This window comes from Mesotoga sp. HF07.pep.5.2.highcov, assembly GCF_003666285.1.
Lineage (GTDB): Bacteria > Thermotogota > Thermotogae > Petrotogales > Kosmotogaceae > Mesotoga > Mesotoga prima.
In genome coordinates, this window is record NZ_JFHJ01000398.1 from 1 (window position 1) to 2,262 (window position 2,262).

At 45.2% G+C, this 2,262-nt stretch carries 4 protein-coding genes and 1 pseudogene; all 5 read left to right on the forward strand.

Annotation, left to right across the window (positions count from 1 at the left end; genetic code table 11):
* Positions 1–135 (forward strand): type II and III secretion system protein (locus BG32_RS17120; protein WP_147434899.1); only part of this gene is annotated, 135 nt, incomplete at its 5' end.
* On the forward strand, positions 132–959 hold the full coding sequence (gene amrB, locus BG32_RS08505; RefSeq protein ID WP_006492396.1) for an AmmeMemoRadiSam system protein B: 828 nt from the start codon (positions 132–134) through the stop codon (positions 957–959). The genes BG32_RS17120 and amrB, both read left to right, overlap by 4 nt.
* A gap of 86 nt (positions 960–1,045) precedes the next feature.
* Positions 1,046–1,546, forward strand: coding sequence for a hypothetical protein (locus BG32_RS08510; RefSeq protein WP_006492398.1), 501 nt, complete (start codon positions 1,046–1,048; stop codon positions 1,544–1,546).
* Positions 1,547–1,557: 11 nt separating this feature from the next.
* Complete coding sequence (locus BG32_RS08515) at positions 1,558–1,992, forward strand: SoxR reducing system RseC family protein (protein ID WP_039882859.1); 435 nt, start codon at positions 1,558–1,560, stop codon at positions 1,990–1,992.
* Positions 1,973–2,262: pseudogene (locus BG32_RS08520) on the forward strand (endonuclease MutS2); the annotation flags it as partial. The gene BG32_RS08515 and the pseudogene BG32_RS08520, both read left to right, overlap by 20 nt.

Below are 2,262 nucleotides of genomic sequence, written 5' to 3' on the forward strand. Positions count from 1 at the left end.
GATACCGTTACGGTCAACAAGATGCCTTTCCTTAGTGATCTGCCTTTTATCGGAAAGCTGTTCACCACCGAGAACAAGACCTCTGATAAGAGAGAACTGGTTATCTTCATCACAGCGGAGGTGGTTGAGCCTTGATAAGGAGACCCGTTGTTAGCGGTAAGTTCTACGCTGATAACGAAGAGGAACTCAAAAGTCAGATAAGGAACTGTTTTTTCCATCCTGTTGGACCGGGAAGTCTTCCACATGGCTGGGAGAAGAATCAAGGAACTATCGGTCTGATTGTGCCGCACGCCGGTTATATGGCTAGTGGTCCGGTAGCCGCATGGTCATACTGGAAGGCGGGCGCGCTCGTTAAACCATCAACGATCTTGATTGTTGGACCAAACCACACGGGCTTGGGTACGAAGCTGTCGTTGTGGCTCGAAGGGGCTTGGCAAACGCCTCTGGGTAGTGTCGAGATAGATCACGATTTTGGCAGGTCACTAATGGCTGAGTCAAATGGAATGATAATGCCAGATACTTCTGCTCATTTATATGAGCACTCTATTGAGGTCCAGCTACCATTTCTGCAGTTCCTTTACTCGGATTTTAAGATTGTTCCTTTGATAATGACGGATCAGAGAGTAGAAGTTGCTTTGAGTCTGTCGGAGATCATAAAGAAGGAGTTAATGGGGCGGAATGATGTTTTGGTGATTGCCTCTTCGGATTTGAACCACTACGAGGCCCATGAGGTAACGATGGAAAAGGACAATCAGCTTTTAAGCCTAATTTTGGATGGGAAGTACAGAGAGTCCTACGAACTGTCGCAAGAAAAGAGGATAACGGCTTGTGGTCTTGGCCCAATTGTAGCAGTGAGAAATTCTTTTGAATCGATGGAAGTGCTTTGTAGTACAACGAGCGGTGAGGTGATGGGAGACAGGTACAGGACCGTGGGATATGTTGCGGCCCTGCTCAGCTAATACTTTAAAAATGGTAAGAGAGAACACGTTGCCTTCGCAACACCACCAAATAGCATGCTATAATTTCGATGAACTGGAGGTGTCGTGTGAAGGCTGTGATTGCTTTACTGATAGTATTTCTGATGAGCTCTTTAGGTCTAGCTTCGTTAATTATAGATGGAATTCACTATTCCGGGTTTGGCTCTGAAGATAAACTGGTATATGATGGAATCAATGTGGCTTATGTATTAAGCCAGACAGGGAAGAATTCTCTTGAGCTGGGAGGTAATTTCTCCTTTGTTTCTCCAGTTTCATCAGAGGATTTCTACATAAATGGTCACTTCAATACATTGCTCAAGCTCTTTGCCGGTCTAGCATATGATTTGACAGAGGAATCGGCTGTCGGACTAAGAGTTGTTTCAAGAGCAGGTCTGATAACAACTAACGTTGATAAGTTTGGTATTTTCTTCTCGATTACTCCCATTGTATATGTTCGGGTCGGATTTCTCTCCTTCGGAGCAGCAGTCGGCCTGGAACTGGAGAAGTTCTTCGGAATGGAAACACTTCCAGTTTTTCACGCAGGTGGAGAGATTAGTTACCGCTTCTAGCGGAGGTGGACATGAGAGAGTTAGCTATTGTGAAGGAGCTTAAGGGAGATGTGGTGCTCCTTGAAAAGGCTCGTACAGAGGCCTGTTCTACTTGCGGATCAAGGAGCAGTTGCAGTGTTTCTTCGAGCGACAAAAAGATTACGATAAGGGCTTTGCATAACGGAGTGGAGGTTAATCCAGGTGACACCGTTGAGATTGAGATGAGCGACATGAGTGCTACTAAAGTATCCATGATAGTTTACGGTATTCCGTTGGCAGTCTTTCTCGTTACTTTGATAGTAATGAATATGGTCTTGAAGTCTGAAGGATTGGCTCTTGTAGTTGCTTTTGCTTCTATTGCCGTTGTCTATGCCTTAATCGCACTCTACGATAGAAAGAACAGAGAGAAACTGATGCCAAAGATTGTCAGAAAGGTGGAACTGCCCGATGGATTCATTGTTCGATGATTCGATCCGACTGCTGGAATTCGATTCAGTTCTTGATGACATCGCTCAGAAGGCAACTTCCAAATACGGCAAAGAGAGAGTGAAATCTCTGCGACCTAAGGCTGAGGACGCAGAAGTTCTATACACAAGGTCCAGTGAGTTTAACGAAATACTTCTTAGGGAAGGGGAACCGCCTTTCACGGTTTTTCACGATCTCAGCGACTATATTACAAAAGTGAAACGCGGATTCAGCCTTGGTGGTGAAGAGCTTTTCCGAAGCGCCGTGACTAT